Consider the following 14,814-nt stretch of genomic DNA (forward strand, 5'->3'; position numbering starts at 1 on the left):
TACCCTCTACCTCTTAGGTGGTTTTATGTATTCTACTTCCCTCTTGAAGAATTCTAGTAGCTCCATCCTCTTCCTCCTCCTCTCCTCTGCCTCCCTGAACAGCTTCTTCTGCCATTCTTCTACTGGCTTGAACTGCGGGACCCTCTTCGGCCTCCCATCGCTCCCCAGGTGTACTAGTGTGAAGTAGCTTGTCGTGGCATGCCTCCTACGCTCCCCTGCTGGATCCTGTGTTATTGCCTTCACAGTCACTTCTACACTAGTCCTACCCACATAGGTTATCGCTGTATGGATTTCTAGTATGTCTGATACCCATATTGGTGATACGAAGTCTGTGGCATCGATTCCAGCGGTCACCATTGTTCCATGGGCGTATCTTATCGCCGTTATCCCTGCCAGCTCGTCTAGGAGGTATAGCAGCCTCCCGCCGTGCATAGCGTTCAATGCTAGAGTGTCTTCGGGGTTGACTAGCTTGTAGGAGGTCAGCTTCATCCCAGGTAGTAGGGGCTTGGGTGGTTCCAGGTCCTCGGGGCTTAACCGGGGGCCCCTCATCTTCCTCCTCTCAGCAGCCCTCTCATAGAGCTCCTCCTCCAGGCTTCCACGCGGGTTCAAGCATGTTGGCACTGGCCTGGGCCTTATCCCCTCATCCACAGCCACGTAGGTCATGTGGGCCGCGGTGGTTAGGGTTCTCTCCCCGGTTATAGGGTTCTCTTCCTCCATCAGGGTGGTTAGCTCCATGCTCGTGTTCCCAATGTACTCGACCCAGCTCGTTACTACAGCGTTCATGCCGAGGTGGACTGGGTTGAGGAAGAAGACGTGGTCTAGGTGTACTATGAATGCTGGCCCTCGGGCGACTCTCGCGGCAGCCATGCTGGCAGTTGTGACCATCCACCTTAACCCCACGCCGCCGTGGAGGATCCCGAGGGGGTTGATGTGGCTCGGGCTTACTAGGTGGATCGTCTCGATGAGTGTGTCTGATATGCTCAGTTCTCTCAAGCACCTTTTAGTCATGAAGCTTCAACCGGGTAAGAGTATTGTGATGCGAGTAGAATTTTAGGATGAATGGTTGTAGTATGGGGATAGCTACTCTTCGGTCTCCTCTAGGACTTGTACCTTGCCTCCTGCCTCCTCTATCTTCTTCACAGCCTGCTCGCTGGCCTTTGGCACGATCACCTTTACGGGCTTGGTTATCCTGCCATAGCCTAGTAGCTTGTGGTATCCCATCTCGGCCAGGTTTACTACTGGGGTGTCTCCCTCGTATGCTAGGCCTCCCTTCCTAGAGAGCTTGTCTACGAGCTCCGCTAGCTCGTCTAGGTTTAGTAGTCTGGGCTTGAACCCTACCCTTATCCTTGGCGGGTTGAAGCCGTGCTTCCCATACCATGTTGGAGCGTATTTTATGGTCCAGGTCCACTCGTGCTTTCCAAGCCCGGCGGCTCCCTTTCCACCGTGTGATCCGCTCTTCCTGTGCTGGCCTATCCTTCCCCAGCTCATGCTCCTTGTCCTGCCCCTCAGCTTCCTGGTCTTCTTCCTCCTCCTAACAACCATCCCCTTTCACCTCCACCTGGCTTAGAGCATGCGTATTACTAGCTGGTTTATACTGGATCCCCTGTAGCCGAGTTCTCCAGCGTTGGTGTAGTGCCTCTTTATAGTCTTCTTGAATCCGCCCCTTGGCGGGTGGAGCCTGAAGAAGGGCTTGACCCCCTTCTCCTCCAGCTTGTGGTAGTGGATCTCTCCTGCCAGCAGCTTGTCCGCGAGCTCGGGGATGCCACCGTATAGTCCGAGGTTTTGCGAGACCCACTCGTCGGTGAGGGGCTTGTCTCCGATTAGCCTGCCCCTGGTTCTTAGGAGCTGGATCAGCGGGTCCCTCTCGATCTCTCCCCACGTCGCCCAGTCCTGGACCTTCCTCAGCATATCCTGTATGCCGGGGAGGCTGCTGTGGTATAGGCTCGCAGCGTACCTCTGCCTCAGCCTCAGCAGGTATAGGGTCTTCTCCACGTCTGGGTGGACGTCGACTGTACCCCTTAACCTTATCACGAGGTATAATGGCATCACGTCACACCTCCACAGTCTAGGACCTGTACCAGTCTAGCGGCGTCATGAACCTGTACGTGTTCCTCAGTGCTAGGAATACTGCTCTGGCGAAGTTGTAGCTGGTCCTCGTCTCCCCCTTGGTGAAGGTCCACAGATCCCTTATCCCTGCGAGCTTCAACACCTTCTTTGCAACGTCTCCTGCCACGAGCCCTGTACCCTTCGGGGCGGGTTTTAGTATGACCTCCACGCTCCCGCTCTTCCCCCTTACCGTGAAGGGGACGCTGTGGGCTTCTCCGCAGGTGCACTCCCAGCTACCACAGCCTCTTCTAACCGGTGTGATGTTGAGCTTCGCGTTCCTCAGTGCCTTGTTTATCGCCTCCCTGAACTGTCTGGCCTTCCCCTTGCCTAGCCCCACGTAGCCGTCACCGTTACCTACTACCACCACAGCCCTGAACTTGGTGACCCTGCCGGCGTCGGTCATCTTCTGGACTATCGTGACGTCTATTACCTCGTGCTGGAGCTGGTCCCCTATCAGGTAGTCTACGATCTCTGGCTCGAGTAGGGGGAGGTTCCTCCGGAAGATCTCCTCTAGGCTCGTGATCTTGCCCTCTAATACGAGCCTTCCAACCTTTGTCCTTGGCACCCAGTTCTCTAGTCCCTGGCTAGCCACGCTCACTCTTCAACACCCCCAGTGGCGCTCGCACGGGCGAGTTTAATTTCATACTCTCTCCGGATCTTCTCCGCCACCTCTTCAAAGTGGCTTGGTAGTGCCTCGGGTTTAAAGCCCCTTTCCAGGTACTTTGAGAACTGCCTCTTATACTTCTCGGGGTCCTTCTCAGCGAGCTCCTCAGCCCAGAGGGCTATGTGCTCCCCCTTTATCCTCTCCTCGCTGGGGAATATGCCCTCGCCGTGCGGGATCTTTAGCCCAGCGTCTAAAGCGCCCTTCAACGCCGCGAATACCCTTGAGCCTGGTACGGGATCCGCTAGGCCTATGTCCAGTACAGCCTCCTCTATCCCCGCCAGCCTGGCCCTGTATCCTGCTAGGAGCCCTGTCAGGTAAGCTGCGGGCGTGTTGGAGGTTCCGCCCTGCCACCCGTACTTCTTGACGAGCTCCCTGCTGTGGGCCGCTGCTAGGATCTTGTCGCCGTTGAGCTGTGCTTCAGCGAACTGTACGATCACGTACTTGAGCGACCGCCTTACAACCATCCTTGGCTTTCCCGAGAGTATCAGCTTTAGCCTCTTATAGTAGTTAGTCTTACCCTCCCTTCTCCTCCGCCAGGGTACCCTGTAGCGTGGTCCGTGACCCATTACCTTCCACCCTCCTTCAATACACCAGCCTCTATCATATGCCTTCTCAGGTCGCCGAGGCTCTTGAACGACCCGCCTTTAGCTAGCCTGTAATACCTTCTATAAGTACTCCTGTCGATAACCCCGTGGTCTCTCAGCCATTTCAGGTAGCGGCGCATCTTCCTTATCCTATTCACCCACTGCTCCTTGGGGTCGGTCCTGGCTGTGGAGGCTCCCTTCCTCTTACCATAGCCCCTCCTGCGCCCCTTCGTCCTCTGGATGTGCCTCTTAAGCCACCTCTCCCTACTGTTGCCCTTCTTAGGCTCTATCCTTATGAGGCCTCTCTTGACCAGCGCCACTATATCCCTTCTTGTGACTGCCTGGGAGATGTCCTCCTCGTACTCTGGGTCGGGGTTTATCCAGAATCCTGCTCTCGCCCACGCCGAATACCTGGGCGGCGAGCCTCCTCTGCAACCGGTAGTCCATACCATACACCCCTTTTCTACGGCTCCTAAGCGTTTGCCACCTTTAACCCTCTAGCCCTGGCTTCGCTGGCGAGCGCCAGCTTCTTACGGAGTCCGACCTGGGAGGCTATAATGACTATATGCTTCCCTGGGTCTAGGCCCTCTAGGTCCTTAGCCGAGGCTACCCTCACGGGTATGAGGCCGCTTGGATGGAGGCCCCTCACCTCAGCGGGGCTGCCGTAGCCGACCTTTACTATCGGCGGATAGCCCTTTAGCTGGAGCCTCATCTTACTGTCATTACCCTTGGGCTTCCTCCAGTACTCTCTCCTCTCGAACTTCCAGAACCTCCATGAGAGGTACCTGCGGAATACCGGCTTGCCCCTCTTCTTAGCTATCCTCCTCTGCAGCTTCCTCCTCTCCTTCAGCCTCGCTACAGCCTCTCCACTGCTCATGCCTCAGCCACCCCCTTCTCATAGATGTAGATCCCGTCCATGAACTTCCTCCTGTCGAACCCGGTTATTTTAGTCGCCCTTTCAATGTTTGCGGCAGTCTGCCCTACAGCCTCTATGTCAATACCCTCCACTATCACGTCGCTCCCCTTAACGGTTACCTTTACCCCGGGGAGGATCTTTGCTACTCTGGGAGCTTTTTCTCCCAGGAAGTTGCTGACTATGAACTTGTCGCCATCGATCTTAACGTTTATGGGGAAGTGACTGTATATGATCTTAAGCTTATACCTGTACCCCTTAGTGACACCTGTAATCATATTCCTTATATGAGCGGCTAGAGTGCCCACCATAGCCCTCTTCCTGGCGTCTGCGAAATAGGATTCAACAATGACCTTGTTATCCTCCTTCCTAATGAAGACCCCTTTAACCGAGGGGAGCTCCCTGGTCAGCGTTCCCTTGGGACCCTTAACGGTCACCTTTAACCCGTCTATGTCAACTTCTACTCCTTCAGGTATCTCTACTATCTTCTCTACGTGGACGTCTTTTGCCATGCTACCTTCACCTACCCGCCTCTTCTTACCCCCTGCAATCCCCCTTTATAGGCTATTTGCTTCGATGAGGGAAGGTAATACGAGGAGGCTATAATACTTCCTTATCAGTGGAGAGGAGAAGAGTTTTAAAATACGCCGCTGTCTGGGATTGGGAGGGTCCCTGCTACGCTAGTATACGTAGGCTAGTAGGACCCCGCCGATCTTCCTCTTTATGGCCTCCCTGTGGCTCATTACACCCTGGCTTGTGGATAGTATCAGTATACCTATGTCCCTGCTAGCAAGGTATTTCCTGAGGGCTTCGGGCATCGCGGTTAACTCTCTATAAGAGACGGGGATCCTCGGCTTGATCACGTTGGTCTTGTTTATCCTTCCCAGGAGCTGCACCCTGAACTTGCCCCATCTCCCATCGTCTATGTACTCGAACTCTCCAATGTAGCCCTCCTGCTGGAGGACTCTTAGAACCGCCGCTATAAGCTTCGATGCGGGCATTATGATGGTCTCCTTCTTACCCCTCATCTCCGCGTTCTGGATCGTTGCCAGAGCGTTTGCAAGAGTATCTAGCATCACCACTCCTCGCATCACCTCACCTATTCTTGCTAAAGCCGAGCAATGGTGCTATCTCGCGGAAGCACTGCCTGCACAAGTATAAGCCATACTTCTGAATCACAGCATCGCGCGTGCCGCACCTCTGGCACTTCTGCGCTCCCCTGCCCATCCTCTTGGGCTTGGGCGGCCTTATCTTAGCCATTCTGTCTCCACCTCCTAGATGAATGTGACTCCGAACATTTGGTTTAATAATACCATTGTTTCCTCCCTAGTGACCCTGTGCCTCCTTGGTATGTGATTCTTACGCATCCTCTTCCTCCTTACTATCCTGTGGCCGGGCCTCTCGATGGTTAGTATCACGTCCATGCCTAGTATACCGACTTCTGGGTCGTACTTGACGCCGGGGATCAGTATGTGCTCCTCTATACCGAACGCTATGTTTCCATGCTCGTCTATGCTCGATGCCTTCAGCCTCTTCCCTACAGCCTCAAGCGCCTTCTCAAGGAACCTCAGCGCCTTCTCCCTCCTCAGTGTGACCATTACGGCTATGTTCTCTCCCTTTCTAACTCCAAATGCCCTTATAGTCCTCTTCGCCCTCCGGAACACAGGCTTTTGACCTGTCAGCTCCTCCAGCACCTGTGCCGCCTTCTGCAGCCTCTCTCCGCTGTAGCCTAGCGCTATGTTGACGGTTACCTTCGCTATCCGGGGCTTCCTCATAGGCTTCTTCTCCCACTCCTCGAGTATCTGGGCCACCCTCTCAGGCTCTATCGGCAGGCTCATGACCATGCACCCTCCGGGAGACTTATCACGGGCTCCTCGCGGCCTATTATGAACACGTACTCCATGCTTGTCTGGAACTTGTTTCCGTGCTGGTCCTCGATCGTCACTATGCTCCTCGTGCGGCCCCAGCCGCGCTGCAGTCCTACTAGCCTGCCGACTCTCCCAACGTTCCTACCAGCAGTGATTATGGCTATGGAGCCGGTCTCGAACTTTATGTGGTCCTTTATCTCCTGCTCTGGGATCGTGATGAGGAGCGTGTCCATCGTCTTATATTTGTCCTCTACGGGGTTCCTTGGATCCTTCACCTTCACCAGTATATTTCTTCCATCGTGTAGGTTGAGCTGGATGTGGCCTCCCTTCACAGTAGTCTTATTATTGATCCTGACGGGCTTGAGGCTTGCCTCCTCCTTCGGTATTGGGTGTAGCTTGAAGAACTTCACAGGGTATGGTATAACCCTGTAGGCTTCACCGGTATCTACTATCTCGATGACGTCGAATAAGCCTACCGGGTACTTGTAGTCCTTCCTAACCCTACCGTCTACCTTGAAGTGGCCCTCTCCTATTAGCTTCCTAGCCTCCCTCCCGGTCTTGGCGTAGCCCAGCACATTCCTCACTATCAGTAGTAGGGGTAGGCTGAACTCTGCCGGGTGGGGGCCGGGCCTTGGCTTCACTGTCCACTTGTACTCCTTCCTAAGTATGGGCCAGAACTTTGGGGCTGCTAGAGCCTTAAGCCTCCTCTGTCCACCCATCCTAGCCATTACTCTTCACCCTCACCAGTCTCCTCTTCTACTCTTCCGGTGCCGCTTCTCCTCTCAATAATCCTCTTACGCCACTCGTCAAGCTTCAAGTCTATAATCTCAACCTTCGAGGGGTGGATTGGCTTGAAGACCGGGGTCTTATCTGCCTTCTCGATTGTTACTCCGTCAACGAATATGCGGTAGCGCTTGAGGTCTACCCTTACAACCTCTCCCTCGGTTCCCTTGAAGTCTCCCCTAACAACTCTTACCTTGTCCCCCTTCCTGACAGGCAGCCTCTTGACACCATACTTCTCCCTGAGCTCCCTGCTTAGGGGGGCTGTCATTAGCTTCTGCCTCTTGTGGAGGGGGGCGTTGTAGTAGGCCTTCCTCTGCTTCTTAGGTTGCTTGCTTATGGTTAGCCTAGCCATCCATCTACACCCCCTATATGATTATTGTGGCCAGCTTGGCTATCCTGGGCCACCTAACTGCTGCCTCCTTGGCTACTGGACCCCTTATCTCGCTTCCTCTAGGGGTCCCGTCCTGTGACACGATGACTACAGCGTTGTCCTCGAACGACACCCAGGTGCCGTCGGGCCTCCGGAACGGGCGGCGCTGCCTGACGACTACGGCGTAGGTTACCTGCCTCCTCATCTGAGGGGTCCCCTTCTTGACAGTAACCACCACGAGGTCCCCGACCCCGGCGAAGGGGAGCCTCCTCACCCTAGTCTTGATGCCGGGAACGTTTATGATCATTACTTCCCTTGCTCCACTGTTATCTGCTACTTCCACATAGCTTCCAACCTGGAGTCCTGCGTTTACTCCTGTCCTCGAGAGCACTGCCCCGTACTTCTTCTTGGCCACTTTCTACCTCCCTCCAATCAACACGGGTATGACGGGGGTTTTAACCGGACTTCTTCCCTAGCACTACGAATTTGACGGTTTTCGACAGCGGCCTTGTCTCGCCTATTACCACCTTGTCTCCGGGTTCAACCGTTATGCAGTCTGGTAGGTGGGCGTGGATCTTCTTGCTCCTCCTAGCGTATCTCTTGTACTTTGGATCATAGTATAGGTACTCGTGCCTTATTACAGCCATCCTCTTAGCCCTAACCTTGACTACTGTGCCCTCCAGGAGTATGCCCCTTACCCTTAAGCTCCCATGCCATGGGCAGTTGGGGTCGTTGCACTCCTTCTCGGGCGGCACTACTCCGGGTATCTTCAGCGCCTTTACAGGCTTGGGTGCAGGCATTCCTTCTCCTACCTCCCCCTTACTATCCTCCGTGCCCTATCTGGAGGGGAAGCCAATATATGGTCTCCCCTCACCAGCGTGGTTTTCCCGTCTGGTAAGCTTAATCTGAATAGTGCTCCGGATTTAAGTATTACCAGGACCTTCTCACCCGTGTCAACGTGGATGGTGTTGCGGGTCTCCCAGAACAATCCTCCCCTTAACCCCGATGAGGCTGGGGTCGGGGTGGTTTACTACTTCAACGTTTAAACCTATAAGCTCGTGGAAAATAATGTTTCTGGGATTCCTCTTCAAGGATTGGGACCCTTAGACCTACTGCTTCTCCCTGAGGATTGTTAGTATCCTGGCTATGTTGCGCTTCAGCTCCCTCAGCCTGCCGGGGTTCTCTAGCACCCCTACAGCGGCCTTGTGCCTCAGTACTATCAGCTCTGTCCTAAACTCTTTGAGGAGCTCCTCCAGCTCCTCCCTGCTCTTCTCTCGGAGCTCTCTTGCTGGGACCTTATGCTTCGCCACCTTCCTCCACCTCCTCGATCAGTTCTTCTAGCTCTGAGGGCAGCTCTCCCTCCTCTTCTCCTCCCCTAAGCTGGGCTAGGAGGTCCCTTACCTCGTCCTCATCCTTTATCCTAATATAGTCCGCGGGCTTCCCGGGCTTGGCTATAACTACCTTTACTCCAATGACTCCCTTGGGTAGCTTGGCGTGGGCGACTGCCCTGTCGACTAGAGTGTCGACGTTGTGCCCTGACTTGTAAACCTTGCCGGCCGAGTACTTCTCGAACCTAGCCCTCTCGCTGGTGAGCTTACCGCTTATGGTTATCTCTACTCCAACAGCCCCGTTGGACATGATCCTCCGGAGGGCGGCGAAGGCTACCCTCCTGAAGTGGAATCCCCTCTCAATGTTCCTGGCTATCCTGAACGCCTGCACCCTCGCGTCTAGCTCGGGGTTCTCGGGCTCGCTCACAGTTATCTGCACGCTCTCGAAGCCGAAGAGCGTCTTGAATATGTTGTGGAGCCTCTTAATAGTGGAGCCCCTCCTTCCTATGATCAGAGCAGGCCTCTCAGCGTAGATGTGTATCCTCGTCCCCAGACCCGTCTGTGTAACTATGACCCCGCTGTATCCTGCCTCGTAGAAGTTCTGGGCTAGGTACTCGTCGACACGAGCCTGGATGAGGGCGTTTTCAAGGAATATCCTGTGAGTCCGGGTAACCACGCCTAAGCCACCTCCTCGACAATTATCTCTATATGGCTGTGCATCCTGTTCTTGGGGGTCGCCCTCCCATAGGCTCTTGGCATCCACCTCTTGAGGACTAGCCCCTTATGGGCGGCGACGTGGATGATCTTGAGTCTCTCGATATCCAGCTGCTTCTGGGCGGCATTATTCTCCACATTGTCAAGCAGCTTCAGCATGTACTTGGCGGCCTTAACCGGGTATCTCCCAATAGGCCAGCCCCACCGGTCGGCGAGGCCCCTCCTATGAGCCTGCTTCCCATGAGCCCTCCGGAAGGGGACGGCCTCCTTCTTCTCGATCACCCTCTTAAGGTACTTCTTAGCCTGGTCTACCCTCATCCCCTTTATCGCTGCAGCGACCTCTCTCATGACCTTCGGGTGGACGGGTACATCCCATATTACGGCCTTGGCTATCTTGCTCTCATCCCTCACCTTCAAGCTATACTTCCACCTAGGCATGTGCTCCACCCCTACTACTTACCTATGTGGAGGCTGCTCCTCGTAGCCTTCAAGCCGGGCTCTCCATGCGTGACTATCTTCGTGGTGTGGCTGAACTCTCCCAGGTAGTGGCCTATCATCTCAGGGACTATTCTTACCGGTACGAACTCCTTACCATTATAGACAGCGATCGTGTAGCCAACCATCTCGGGAAGGATTATCATATCTCTTACATGAGTCTTTATCACCGGAGGCCTCTTCCCCTTCTTCCAGGCCTCAACCACCTTAGGCCTCAGCTTACGTATCTTTAGGAGGAGCTTCTTCTGGGCGGGAGTGAAGCCCCGTAGGAGGCTCCTCCTCTGCCTGGCCGGTAGTAGTTTTACGAGCTCGTCTAGCGGAGTCTCCAGCAACTCCTCTAGATTCTTACCCCTGTACCTGAACCTCGACCACTCTGGCGGGAACTCTATGTCCTTAGCCACCCTTGTAACCCCCCAATACCGCGGGCACCACTGGCTTTATAGGTCTTCTCCCCGACCCCTTACGAGTTGCTATCCAGTTTTAATACCATTCCCCTTACCGGCACCGCTGGATAGGCTCCGATTGCTAATAGCGTTCATCCACGCAGCAGGATCCTTAGGAGGTGCTGGGCCGCCCTCCTCGGGTTTGTGGCGAGAACTACCCTGCCACCGTTCTCCTCCACAAGCCTCCTAGCCTGCTCGTCGTGGCTCCTGGGTACTATGAATACGATCCTCTTCCCGCTCCTTGTTAGCCGTGCAACCGTTGAGTGGACTGGTTCATCGTCAACAGTCTGCCAGAGGTCGGTTACCACCACTATCTTCTTAACGCCGGGGACGGTGGAGTCTCGGAGGGCCGCGGAGATATTCGTGTACCCCCTGAACTCTGCCTCGAAGAGGGCTCTGGCAAACTCCCTCCTAGTGAAGGGTCCCTCATACACCCTGGTGTAGTGGCTGAATACGACGAGCCTCTGAAGGTGCCTGGGGAAGAGGCTTGAGACTGCAAGGGCCCAGGTGGAGTACTCCATCATGGAGCTGCTGGCGTCGAGGGCGAGGGTTAGCCTCGCAGTCCTCCTCCTCCTTGCATAGACTATGGGCCTGGGAGAATACCTTATGCTCTCATAGATGCTCCTCCTTACATCAACGCGGCCGGGGGGCATCTTACTCCTATAAGCCTCCCGCAGGAGGCGGAGGCCCTCCCTCGCCGACAGCCTGTCTAGCATCCTCTCGGCAGCGCTTAGTATGAGCCTCCTCCACTCGGGGGTAGAGTAGTTGTAGGCGTCGCGGAGCAGCCTTATCCTCGAGTAGTAGTCGAGGCCCCTGAGGGCTTCATAGAGGACGCCGGGGTTCGCTGCACCATTGAGCGATGAGGCCAGCATTATGATGGCGGAGGCCTCGTTGATAAGCGAGGCCACCCTCGACTCGTCGACTACGAGCTCTCCCCGCGAGGGACCCTTCTCCAGCGCTGATTCTAGCTTGGCGTGGGCCCTGTCAATATAGTGCTTCGCCATATCAGCTCTAGCTTCATCCATGGATCGAGCGTATCGTAGAGCCTCAACTAGAGCCTTAGAAGCCTCAACCGCAGCCTCGAGGAGCGGGTCGTTGAGCTTCTTTACGAGGCTCTTCCCGAGCGCCCAGTAGAGGCGGGGGTCAAGGCTCCTCAGCATCCTCCGGGCCTCCTCTGGGGGTAGGGTGTCGGCCCTCCTTGCAACGAGTTCTCCCCCGGCCTCCGGGCCCATGCTGGTTGCGAGGTCTACGACGTCCTCTGGGCTAAGCTTTGAGGGGTCGAGTTTAGAGCTGCTGGCCAGCCTCCTCCGGAGTCCTGCTGTGAAGATCCCTGCCTCCTCGAGCAGCTCCGCTACCTCGTCGGGCCTGCTCACCCTCACGCCAGCATTTATGCGGCGTGCAAGCTCCTCCGCCACAAGGCTCCTCGTGAGCCTGTCATGCTTCCTCCTAGCCGCCTCAGCCAGCTCTAGGAGGCTCTTCTCACTCATCCCCTCAAGCTGTTTGGAGTCTGGCCGGACACGAGCCTCTGCTGCTGTTAGTAGGTCGTCCCATCCCATCCTAGCCTGTGCTCTCAACGCCTGATCCAGGCTCCTATAGCCGCTCCTTGCAAGCTCCCACGCCAGCTTCTCGATCTCGTGGGGGGAGAGGATCCTCTCTCTTCCAGGCCTCCCCCGGATCGCTCCAATATTCTTGAGCTTCGTGTAGTGTGCTAGAGCCCTCCTTCTCTCCCTCCCATTCTTGCCGCGTGCGATCCTCTTCCTCGACACCCTGTCCCCGGGCCTAGCTCCTATGGCCTCGACGGCCTCCCTTATCTCCCTGGATATCCTCTCCGCCCTCTCCCTTACACCCCTTCCGGCCAGCTCCTTGGCTACGAGATCCTCCAGCATGCTTTGAGGGACCCTCACGCTGGTGAAGGCGGCTGAAAGGACTAGGGCTAGGTCGCTCTTGGAGAGGCTGCCGGTCAGCGTCCTGTAGGACTCTGCGAGCTCCACGGCCTTAACTAGCTCCGCCGTCGAGACCTGCTTCCCCGCCTCCCTAAGCCTCCAACCCACGCCTAGGACTACGCTGGCTACATCCTCTACTGTGAGGGTCAAGGCTCTACACCGAAGTTCCTCATGATCACCTCCCTGATCTCGGCCTCGTCCTCGACCCTCTTCGCCAAGACCGGCATACTGGTCTCCACAACATCATTCACGCTGACAATGTCTGAGCCCCGGAGGCGGGCTAGCTCCTGCGCCATCCTTGCCCAGAGGACTGCCTCAGCCGTGCCGGGCTTGTGCTGGACCCCGGTCTTCCGGAGCGCGTTTATCGTGTCTAGGATCATGCTGGTTATTGTTGAGGGTATCCTGGGCTTCGACCGGGTCCTCACCCTTATGATCCTAGCCTCCACCTCCCTGGGCGGGTAGTTGAAGTCGACCCTCACCACTCTCCTAAGGAAGGCGTCGCTGAGCTCGTTCTGGGCTATGTCCTCTGGGTTGCTGGTGAATATTATCTGGAACCCGTATCCTGTAGCCTTGAACATTCTCTTCAGCTCGGGGACTATAATCCTCCTCTTATCGGATATGTCGAGTAGGAGGTTTTGGAAATCCTCGTTGCTCCTCCTAATCTCGTCTACAAGTACGCCGGTGTCCAGTATGATCGCTGCTAGGAGGGGCCGCGGTATAAAGCTCTCCTCGTTGAAGCCTTTCCTCAACGCCATTATAGGGTGGAAGTCGCCGATCACCTTGTACTCGTCGTAGTTCTCGCTGCAGGGTAGTATGAATGGCTTCTTGCCACTCCACAGCTCTAGGAGGGCCTCGCCTATCTCGGTCTTACCAGTCCCCGGGGGTCCCTCGAAGAGCACGGGCCTCGCAGCCATGAAGGCGGCGAATGTGACTGCGACGATGCGTTTATCCACCACCAGCTTATACCTCTCCTCGAGAAGCTCTACAGCCCTGGCAGGGTCCCTCACAGGCCCCGGCAGGTCGCTCTTCACCGCTTCACCGTAGATCTCGTGGACTAATCTCTCGACAGCTCCCGTCTCCTGCATTCTCGATTAGCCCCTCTCCGCGGGATGGAATGGCTCAGGCAGTCCTAATTACGGGTTAGCTGCTACTTGAACGTCTCGTCTACATTCTTTCCCTCAAGCCAGTCTCCCGGCTCGTAGAGGTCGCCGCCCAGATCCTCTAGGCCCTGGTCGAGCTGGTAGCAGATGTCGCGGAATGGGCAGCGGCTGCACCGTCCAGGACTCCTCTTGGCATAGGGGAGGATCCCGTGTTCTCTGACAAGGATGATGTCATCTATGAGCCGGATCAGCATGGCGACTTTATCCTCGTCCAGCATCGAGGACCTGCTCTTGTGGAGGTACTCTATCCTTATCGCTGCGTTCCTAGCGCCTAGGAGGCGGGTGAGCATGAAGGCGTAGGCGCTTGCCTGTGCCGAGTCGCTCACCCATACACCCCTAGATGGCCCCCTACCACTCTTCCTCTCAATTACGAGGACCTCGTCCCCCCTAACCTCGTAGGAGTCGGGCCTCCCCCTGAGGTAGACCCTCGGGCTTACCTGCACTTCTATCCTGTCCTCGAGGATCCTACCCCGGAGCCTATCGGGGAGCCCCTTAGCTAGGTGGAAGAGGCTTCCCAGTAGGAGCCTCAGCCTCTCCCTGAGGGTTATCCTCCTCCCCAGGTGCTTGTGGAAGAAGTAGTAGCGTGGACAGTAGGTGTACTCGTGGATCTCGCTTGGGTAGATCACGATCCTCTTAGGGCCCCTGGGCATCCCTGGATCACTTCGTAGTATCGATCCAGTCAACTTTAACATACATGGAGCCTATCAGCCCCCTCACCAGGTCCCTTATCTCCTCCTCCAATCCCGGCGTCTCGAGTAGGAGTTCTATGTAGCGGAAGTCTGGGTGGAGCCTTGACTCGTGCTCTACTATCTCTGCTCCATACTTCTCCCTCAGCTCCATCTTGACCCTGGCATGGGCTTCCTCGTCGAAGGTGTTATAGTATATTCTGTAGAGCCTCTTCACCACGCCACACCCCATTCCAAAGGGCCTCCGCAGGGGGATCCTGTCTGGATCATTTGAACATTCTCCTTTAAATCTCCCGAATACATTAACAGATAGTGCATGGTAGTGGGGGTATAGTGGGCATGAGGTTAACGTCTCTCGCCAAGGTGGACTCTAAGGGCAGGATAACTATCCCGCAGACTATGAGGGAGGCACTCGATATAGAGCCGGGTATGCCCGTGGTCCTCCTAGCCGATCTAGACCGCCGAGAGATCATAGTCTCACCGATATCGGCCTCAAGCAAGTACATATACGAGCTCGAGGTCGAACTCGTCGATAAGCCTGGAGCCCTCGCCACCCTAACAAAGAAGCTAGCCGACTTCAACATTGACATAGTGGCTACAAGGTGTGCGTCGATAGCGAGGGGAGAGAGCGGTAGCTGCACGCTCATAATAGACGTGTCGAGGTCCTCCCTTGGTATTGAGGAGTTGAAGAGGAGGGTCGAGGAGCTAGACGTAGTAACGCTTGTGAGGATCAGGGGTTTCGAGTCGGCAGTCTAGC

General features: G+C 55.8%; 27 protein-coding genes. 1 reads left to right on the forward strand and 26 read right to left on the reverse strand.

Going from position 1 to position 14,814, the window contains the following annotated elements:
• Positions 1–6: 6 nt before the first annotated feature.
• The 26 genes from ACZ47H_RS06620 to ACZ47H_RS06745 form a co-directional block, all read right to left on the reverse strand.
• Positions 7–1,008 carry an acyl-CoA thioesterase gene (locus tag ACZ47H_RS06620; protein ID WP_464932899.1) on the reverse strand — a complete coding sequence of 334 codons (1,002 nt, stop codon included), beginning with the start codon at positions 1,006–1,008 and terminating at the stop codon, positions 7–9.
• A 72-nt stretch (positions 1,009–1,080) separates the two neighbouring features.
• Positions 1,081–1,542 carry an uL15m family ribosomal protein gene (locus ACZ47H_RS06625; RefSeq protein ID WP_464932900.1) on the reverse strand — a complete coding sequence of 154 codons (462 nt, stop codon included), beginning with the start codon at positions 1,540–1,542 and terminating at the stop codon, positions 1,081–1,083.
• Between the two features lie 21 nt (positions 1,543–1,563).
• Entirely contained in the window at positions 1,564–2,046 is a 483-nt protein-coding gene (locus ACZ47H_RS06630; protein WP_464932901.1) for a 50S ribosomal protein L30, read from the reverse strand.
• Positions 2,047–2,065: 19 nt separating this feature from the next.
• Positions 2,066–2,704, reverse strand: a complete 639-nt coding sequence (gene rpsE / locus ACZ47H_RS06635; protein WP_464932902.1) for a 30S ribosomal protein S5 — start codon at positions 2,702–2,704, stop codon at positions 2,066–2,068.
• Complete coding sequence (locus ACZ47H_RS06640; protein ID WP_464932903.1) at positions 2,701–3,336, reverse strand: 50S ribosomal protein L18; 636 nt, start codon at positions 3,334–3,336, stop codon at positions 2,701–2,703. Before ACZ47H_RS06640 ends, rpsE begins: the two co-directional genes overlap by 4 nt.
• Positions 3,336–3,704 carry a 50S ribosomal protein L19e gene (locus ACZ47H_RS06645; RefSeq protein WP_464933967.1) on the reverse strand — a complete coding sequence of 123 codons (369 nt, stop codon included), beginning with the start codon at positions 3,702–3,704 and terminating at the stop codon, positions 3,336–3,338. Before ACZ47H_RS06645 ends, ACZ47H_RS06640 begins: the two co-directional genes overlap by 1 nt.
• On the reverse strand, positions 3,634–3,801 hold the full coding sequence (locus ACZ47H_RS06650) for a 50S ribosomal protein L19e domain-containing protein (RefSeq protein WP_464933968.1): 168 nt from the start codon (positions 3,799–3,801) through the stop codon (positions 3,634–3,636). The genes ACZ47H_RS06645 and ACZ47H_RS06650 overlap by 71 nt, the downstream gene beginning before the upstream one ends.
• Positions 3,802–3,826: 25 nt before the next feature.
• Complete coding sequence (locus tag ACZ47H_RS06655) at positions 3,827–4,231, reverse strand: 50S ribosomal protein L32e (protein WP_464932904.1); 405 nt, start codon at positions 4,229–4,231, stop codon at positions 3,827–3,829.
• Positions 4,228–4,779 carry a 50S ribosomal protein L6 gene (locus ACZ47H_RS06660; protein ID WP_464932905.1) on the reverse strand — a complete coding sequence of 184 codons (552 nt, stop codon included), beginning with the start codon at positions 4,777–4,779 and terminating at the stop codon, positions 4,228–4,230. The genes ACZ47H_RS06655 and ACZ47H_RS06660 overlap by 4 nt, the downstream gene beginning before the upstream one ends.
• A 168-nt stretch (positions 4,780–4,947) precedes the next feature.
• Entirely contained in the window at positions 4,948–5,349 is a 402-nt protein-coding gene (locus tag ACZ47H_RS06665; protein ID WP_464932906.1) for a 30S ribosomal protein S8, read from the reverse strand.
• Positions 5,350–5,362: 13 nt separating this feature from the next.
• Positions 5,363–5,527: a 30S ribosomal protein S14 gene (locus ACZ47H_RS06670; protein ID WP_464932907.1), complete on the reverse strand. Its 165-nt coding sequence runs from the start codon at positions 5,525–5,527 to the stop codon at positions 5,363–5,365.
• A gap of 14 nt (positions 5,528–5,541) precedes the next feature.
• Positions 5,542–6,111 (reverse strand): 50S ribosomal protein L5, encoded by a 570-nt coding sequence (locus ACZ47H_RS06675; protein ID WP_464932908.1) that lies wholly within the window; start codon positions 6,109–6,111, stop codon positions 5,542–5,544.
• Positions 6,102–6,863: a 30S ribosomal protein S4e gene (locus ACZ47H_RS06680; RefSeq protein WP_464932909.1), complete on the reverse strand. Its 762-nt coding sequence runs from the start codon at positions 6,861–6,863 to the stop codon at positions 6,102–6,104. The genes ACZ47H_RS06675 and ACZ47H_RS06680 overlap by 10 nt, the downstream gene beginning before the upstream one ends.
• Positions 6,863–7,270, reverse strand: coding sequence for a 50S ribosomal protein L24 (gene rplX / locus ACZ47H_RS06685; RefSeq protein ID WP_464932910.1), 408 nt, complete (start codon positions 7,268–7,270; stop codon positions 6,863–6,865). Before rplX ends, ACZ47H_RS06680 begins: the two co-directional genes overlap by 1 nt.
• 13 nt (positions 7,271–7,283) lie before the next feature.
• Positions 7,284–7,703 (reverse strand): 50S ribosomal protein L14, encoded by a 420-nt coding sequence (locus ACZ47H_RS06690; protein ID WP_464932911.1) that lies wholly within the window; start codon positions 7,701–7,703, stop codon positions 7,284–7,286.
• A 40-nt stretch (positions 7,704–7,743) separates the two neighbouring features.
• The gene (locus ACZ47H_RS06695; RefSeq protein WP_464932912.1) at positions 7,744–8,088 is read right to left on the reverse strand and encodes a 30S ribosomal protein S17; all 345 of its coding nucleotides are present in this window, start codon (positions 8,086–8,088) and stop codon (positions 7,744–7,746) included.
• Positions 8,089–8,096: 8 nt separating this feature from the next.
• Positions 8,097–8,276, reverse strand: a complete 180-nt coding sequence (locus ACZ47H_RS06700; RefSeq protein ID WP_464932913.1) for a ribonuclease P protein subunit — start codon at positions 8,274–8,276, stop codon at positions 8,097–8,099.
• A complete protein-coding gene (locus ACZ47H_RS06705; RefSeq protein WP_464932915.1) occupies positions 8,242–8,379 on the reverse strand; it encodes a ribonuclease P protein subunit in 138 nt (45 codons plus the stop codon). Before ACZ47H_RS06705 ends, ACZ47H_RS06700 begins: the two co-directional genes overlap by 35 nt.
• A gap of 18 nt (positions 8,380–8,397) precedes the next feature.
• Positions 8,398–8,598, reverse strand: a complete 201-nt coding sequence (gene rpmC, locus ACZ47H_RS06710; RefSeq protein WP_464932917.1) for a 50S ribosomal protein L29 — start codon at positions 8,596–8,598, stop codon at positions 8,398–8,400.
• A complete protein-coding gene (locus tag ACZ47H_RS06715; protein WP_464932918.1) occupies positions 8,585–9,292 on the reverse strand; it encodes a 30S ribosomal protein S3 in 708 nt (235 codons plus the stop codon). Before ACZ47H_RS06715 ends, rpmC begins: the two co-directional genes overlap by 14 nt.
• A gap of 2 nt (positions 9,293–9,294) precedes the next feature.
• Positions 9,295–9,768: a 50S ribosomal protein L22 gene (gene rplV / locus ACZ47H_RS06720; protein WP_464932919.1), complete on the reverse strand. Its 474-nt coding sequence runs from the start codon at positions 9,766–9,768 to the stop codon at positions 9,295–9,297.
• Positions 9,769–9,782: 14 nt separating this feature from the next.
• Positions 9,783–10,226, reverse strand: a complete 444-nt coding sequence (locus tag ACZ47H_RS06725) for a 30S ribosomal protein S19 (RefSeq protein WP_464932920.1) — start codon at positions 10,224–10,226, stop codon at positions 9,783–9,785.
• 134 nt (positions 10,227–10,360) lie between these two features.
• Positions 10,361–12,361 (reverse strand): VWA domain-containing protein, encoded by a 2,001-nt coding sequence (locus ACZ47H_RS06730; RefSeq protein ID WP_464932921.1) that lies wholly within the window; start codon positions 12,359–12,361, stop codon positions 10,361–10,363.
• The gene (locus tag ACZ47H_RS06735) at positions 12,358–13,296 is read right to left on the reverse strand and encodes an AAA family ATPase (protein WP_464932923.1); all 939 of its coding nucleotides are present in this window, start codon (positions 13,294–13,296) and stop codon (positions 12,358–12,360) included. Before ACZ47H_RS06735 ends, ACZ47H_RS06730 begins: the two co-directional genes overlap by 4 nt.
• A gap of 62 nt (positions 13,297–13,358) precedes the next feature.
• Positions 13,359–14,021, reverse strand: coding sequence for a CRISPR-associated protein Cas4 (gene cas4 / locus ACZ47H_RS06740; protein WP_464932924.1), 663 nt, complete (start codon positions 14,019–14,021; stop codon positions 13,359–13,361).
• A 7-nt stretch (positions 14,022–14,028) separates the two neighbouring features.
• A complete protein-coding gene (locus ACZ47H_RS06745; protein WP_464932926.1) occupies positions 14,029–14,274 on the reverse strand; it encodes a hypothetical protein in 246 nt (81 codons plus the stop codon).
• Between the two features lie 122 nt (positions 14,275–14,396).
• On the opposite strand from ACZ47H_RS06745, the gene ACZ47H_RS06750 reads away from it, so the two are divergent.
• Positions 14,397–14,813, forward strand: coding sequence for an AbrB/MazE/SpoVT family DNA-binding domain-containing protein (locus ACZ47H_RS06750; protein WP_464932927.1), 417 nt, complete (start codon positions 14,397–14,399; stop codon positions 14,811–14,813).
• Position 14,814: the final 1 nt, after the last annotated feature.

It is taken from the genome of Thermodiscus maritimus (assembly GCF_055382595.1).